The sequence below is a fragment of the Arcobacter sp. CECT 8989 genome (assembly GCF_004116715.1).
Classification (GTDB): domain Bacteria; phylum Campylobacterota; class Campylobacteria; order Campylobacterales; family Arcobacteraceae; genus Halarcobacter.
Map to the genome: position 1 here is coordinate 1 of NZ_PDKE01000103.1, position 409 is coordinate 409.

At 40.3% G+C, this 409-nt stretch carries 1 pseudogene; it reads left to right on the forward strand.

From position 1 onward, the window contains the following. Positions 1 to 124 precede the first annotated feature (124 nt). Positions 125 to 340, forward strand: a pseudogene (locus CRV02_RS15110) (cation acetate symporter); the annotation flags it as partial. Positions 341 to 409: the final 69 nt, after the last annotated feature.

A 409-nucleotide genomic window follows, 5' to 3' on the forward strand; every position in this document is an offset into this window, starting at 1 on the left:
ATGTTCATTAGCTGGTAGCATTGCAGATAAAGGTTCTGAGTGTGGTGCTTACGTAGGGGGTGGGACAGGGCGATACGTGCTACTTGCGATGTTATTAGCTCCTTACTGAAGAAAAGTTGGGAAAGTTACAGTACCTGATTTCGTAGGTGATAGATACTCCGCAAATGTAGCAAGAACTGTTGCAGTTGTTGCTGTTATCGTCGTTTCGTTCACATATGTTGCTGGACAAATGCGAGGGGTTGGTATTGTATTCTCTAGATTCTTACAATATGATGTCATTACAGTGGTTGTTATTGGTATGGTAGTGGTATTCTTCTACTCAGTACTTGGTGGGATGTAAGGTTTTATTTATACACACGTTGCGTAATTTGCTCTTATTATTTTTGCCTATTAGAGACCTGCCATTTTT